The following is a 3,115-nucleotide window of genomic DNA, read 5'->3' on the forward strand; positions in this document are numbered from 1 at the left end:
CGTTGCCACAACATCCAGGAGTCCAATTGTTTCATGCCGATTTAGAGCACTACTTAGCCATTGTTGAGCGGGTTTATGTTGCGGTGCAGCGGAGTGGAAGGCATAAACGAGAATGTTGACATCAGGAATGATCATCGAGTACCGCCCACACAGCTTCTTTGTTGCTGAGATCAACTAGAGCCGGTCCGCCGCAATCGAAGGAGGGCAGGTTAACGGGGGTGTCTTCGGTACTGATGCGGGCTTCCTTCTTGAGGGCAGCGCGGACCGCCTCTTCGACGTATGAGCTCAAAGTGACATTGTTGGCTTTGGCTTGGACCTTCGTTTCTTCAAGGAGTTTCGGCGGGGGGTTTATCGTCGTGCGCATACCTTTAGGGTAGAAAGCATCAAGTCATCATTCAAGAGGTGCAATGATGTATCTGCCTTCAGGAAGCCGTGAAAGGTTGACTGGTGTCTTAATTCAGTGCGAGCGTCAGGATCAGTACTCCGATGGAGAATGCGAGCATGCCTAAGCAGTTGATCCAGAATGCGCTACCGAGGAAGTGGGCGCGGACATGGGCTGCTGCGGCCGCGCAGAAATAGGCGATGACTCCAATCATGGCTGTGATTCCTACGCCGGGGAACCAGAGGCCGGCAATGAGTCCTACGGCGGCGAGGCACTTGATGACAATGAGCGCCCACCACCAGTCCTTGGGGAGTTTGACGCCGCTGAGGCAGGCTTCGATGAAGGGGACTGGTTTGAGGGAGAGGGCGGCGTCGCCAAGCAGAATGGCTGCTAGTAGAAGGGAGGGCCAGGCTGGGGAAGATTCTAGGATCATTGGGTTACTCCGAATGCGGTGTTGAGGCGTTCGATCGATGAGGCGGCTTGGGATGTGAGGTGCTCGGTGTCGTAGATTCCGGCGGCCCAGCCGATGAGTAAGCCGAGGTAGACGTTGTACAGCAGGTCGGCGTACTCGGCCGCATCGGCGCTGCTGAGCCTGGTGCCGAGTCGCAGGGTGATTTCATCGGTCAGGAGCGTTTTGAGTGCGGTGAGCGCTTCGCCTTGATTGCCTTGTTGGATGAGTGCTGCGCCAAAGGCGCGGGAGAGCTCTTCGTGGCCGGTAAACATCTGGAGGAAAGGTCTCAGGACATCGAGAAGGCTATCGGATTGTCCCCGGATGTCATCGTGGAGTTCTGAAATGTGTTGGCCAATGGTGCGGATGAGCAGCGTTTGTTTGTCGCCGACTCCCATGACGGTTCCCACGCTAACGCCAGCTTCGGATGCGATAGTCCGGATGCTGGTGGTGGCGTAGCCCTGAGTGAGGAAGAGTTCGTAGGCGGTGGCTAGGACCTTGCTGACGGTGCCAGCTTTGGCGGCCGAGCGCGATGAGTGAACGTGTTCAGTGAACATGTTCAAAAGGGTAGCTCTTGATGGTTTCGAGGTCAATGACGCCGAAGTGTTGACAGTTGGCGCTAGGCCAGCGTGGGGAAGACGCGGTCGCGCAGCAGGTGTGCAAGCTCGCGGTCGGGGGCTGCTGGGTTGACCCAGGCGGTGTCGCCGATTTCGGCGGCGGCATGGGGTTCGTCGGCGGTGACGGTGCGGGTGTAGGTGAAGATGGTGCCGACGACGACCTCGCCCGGTTCGTTGGCGGCGGGAGCGTCGAAGGTGCCGAGTTTGTTGAGGCTCTCGGCGTCGAGGGTGAGGCCTACTTCTTCGGCAACTTCGCGCAGGGCGGCGTCGACAAGCGCCTCGCCCGCCTCGGGCTTGCCGCCGGGCAGTTGGTACTTGGTGGAGGACTTCTTGCGCACGGTAAGCACGTGGCCTTGTGGGTTGCGGATGACGACGGCTGCTACTTCAATCATGGCTGCTGATTGTAGGCGGCCTAGAGCAGCGGCAGGAGCACGAGGGCGAGATTGAGTGCGATGACCAGCGCGGCAAGCGTCCAGCCCACGGCCATAGACCAGGGTTTCGCGGCGAATTCACCCATGACGTCCCGGGAGCCGGCATAGCGGAAAAGCGGGATGATGGCGAAGGGGATGCCCAGGGAAAGAAGTGCCTGGCTGACCACCAGTGCCATAGTGGGGTCGACCCCGCAGCCGATGATGACCAGCGCCGGGATGAGCGTGACCAGGCGGCGGACTAGTAGGGGGACCTTGATGTGAAGCAGGCCGTCCATGATTTCGGAGCCGGCGTAGGCGCCCACTGACGTCGAGGCGAGGCCGCTGGCCAGCAGGCCGATGGCGAAGAGAACGCCGGCCAGCGGGCCGAGGTGGCTGGCAATCGCCGTGTGGGCCCCGGAGATGGTCTCTGTGCCGTCCACGCCGTAGAGGGCCGAGCCCGCCAGGACCAGCAGGCCCACGTTGACGAGCCCGGCGATGGACAGCGCCACGGCGATGTCCGCGCGGGTGCCGGCCAGCACGTGGGGGATTTCCAGGTCGGGGTAGCGCTGCTTGGTCAGGGAGGAGTGTAGGTAAATGGCGTGCGGCATGACGGTGGCGCCCAACATGGAGGCGGCCAGCAGGATGCTGTCCTTGCCCTCTAGGCGGGGGATGAGGCCGCCGGCCACGTCGGCGGGGTCGGGCGGGGCGATGGCGAGGCCGGCAAGGAAGCCGATGCAGATGACCAGGAGCAGGCCGATGACAAGCCCCTCGAACCACTGGTTCTTCTTCTGGAAGATGAGGAGAATGATGGAGACCGCGCCGATGATGAGCGCGCCCGCGAACAGGGGGAGGTTGAAGAGGAGTTGCAGGGCAATGGCGCCGCCGATGACTTCGGCGAGGTCGGTGGCCGCGGCGATGAGCTCGGCCTGGGCCCACATGCCTAGGCGCGCGCGGCGGGAGAGACGCTCGCCCATGATTTCCGGCAGGGAGCGGTGGGTGACTAGGCCCAGTTTGGCGGAGTGGTACTGGATGAACATGGCCATGAGGTTGGCCACGACGAGTACCCACACCAGGAGGTAGCCGTAGTGGGAGCCGGCGCTGATGTTGGCGGCTACGTTGCCGGGGTCGACGTAAGCCACTGCAGCAACGAAGGCGGGGCCGGTGAGGCTGATTAAGGTCTTACGCATAGGCATCTCCATACCAAAAGTTCAACTACTTGAAGTCTAGTTTTCATCGCCATATGTTCAAGCCAGGGGGG

The 3,115-nt window shown here is 61.4% G+C and carries 5 protein-coding genes; all 5 read right to left on the minus strand.

The features are described from left to right. Nucleotides 1-121: 121 nt before the first annotated feature. The 5 genes from HMPREF3227_RS04170 to HMPREF3227_RS04190 all read right to left on the minus strand — a co-directional run bounded on the left by HMPREF3227_RS04170 (nt 122) and on the right by HMPREF3227_RS04190 (nt 3,044). Nucleotides 122-364, minus strand: a complete 243-nt coding sequence (locus HMPREF3227_RS04170; protein ID WP_066510515.1) for a YlcI/YnfO family protein — start codon at nt 362-364, stop codon at nt 122-124. 88 nt (nt 365-452) lie between these two features. Further along, nucleotides 453-815 carry a DoxX family protein gene (locus HMPREF3227_RS04175; RefSeq protein WP_005292602.1) on the minus strand — a complete coding sequence of 121 codons (363 nt, stop codon included), beginning with the start codon at nt 813-815 and terminating at the stop codon, nt 453-455. Then, nucleotides 812-1,387, minus strand: a complete 576-nt coding sequence (locus HMPREF3227_RS04180; protein WP_005292598.1) for a TetR/AcrR family transcriptional regulator — start codon at nt 1,385-1,387, stop codon at nt 812-814. The genes HMPREF3227_RS04175 and HMPREF3227_RS04180 overlap by 4 nt, the downstream gene beginning before the upstream one ends. Nucleotides 1,388-1,449: 62 nt before the next feature. Continuing rightward, nucleotides 1,450-1,839 carry an NUDIX hydrolase gene (locus tag HMPREF3227_RS04185; protein ID WP_005292595.1) on the minus strand — a complete coding sequence of 130 codons (390 nt, stop codon included), beginning with the start codon at nt 1,837-1,839 and terminating at the stop codon, nt 1,450-1,452. A gap of 20 nt (nt 1,840-1,859) precedes the next feature. Next, complete coding sequence (locus HMPREF3227_RS04190; RefSeq protein ID WP_011272788.1) at nt 1,860-3,044, minus strand: Nramp family divalent metal transporter; 1,185 nt, start codon at nt 3,042-3,044, stop codon at nt 1,860-1,862. Between the last annotated feature and the right edge of the window lie 71 nt (nt 3,045-3,115).

The sequence above is a fragment of the Corynebacterium sp. CMW7794 genome, from assembly GCF_001563605.1.
GTDB lineage: Bacteria > Actinomycetota > Actinomycetes > Mycobacteriales > Mycobacteriaceae > Corynebacterium > Corynebacterium phoceense.

Bases quoted from the DNA above. Each gene is read 5' to 3' on its own strand.
- HMPREF3227_RS04170 (WP_066510515.1), bottom strand. From the start codon at position 364: ATGCGCACGACGATAAACCCCCCGCCGAAACTCCTTGAAGAAACGAAG.
- HMPREF3227_RS04175 (WP_005292602.1), bottom strand. From the start codon at position 815: ATGATCCTAGAATCTTCCCCAGCCTGGCCCTCCCTTCTACTAGCAGCC.
- HMPREF3227_RS04180 (WP_005292598.1), bottom strand. From the start codon at position 1,387: ATGTTCACTGAACACGTTCACTCATCGCGCTCGGCCGCCAAAGCTGGC.
- HMPREF3227_RS04185 (WP_005292595.1), bottom strand. From the start codon at position 1,839: ATGATTGAAGTAGCAGCCGTCGTCATCCGCAACCCACAAGGCCACGTG.
- HMPREF3227_RS04190 (WP_011272788.1), bottom strand. From the start codon at position 3,044: ATGCGTAAGACCTTAATCAGCCTCACCGGCCCCGCCTTCGTTGCTGCA.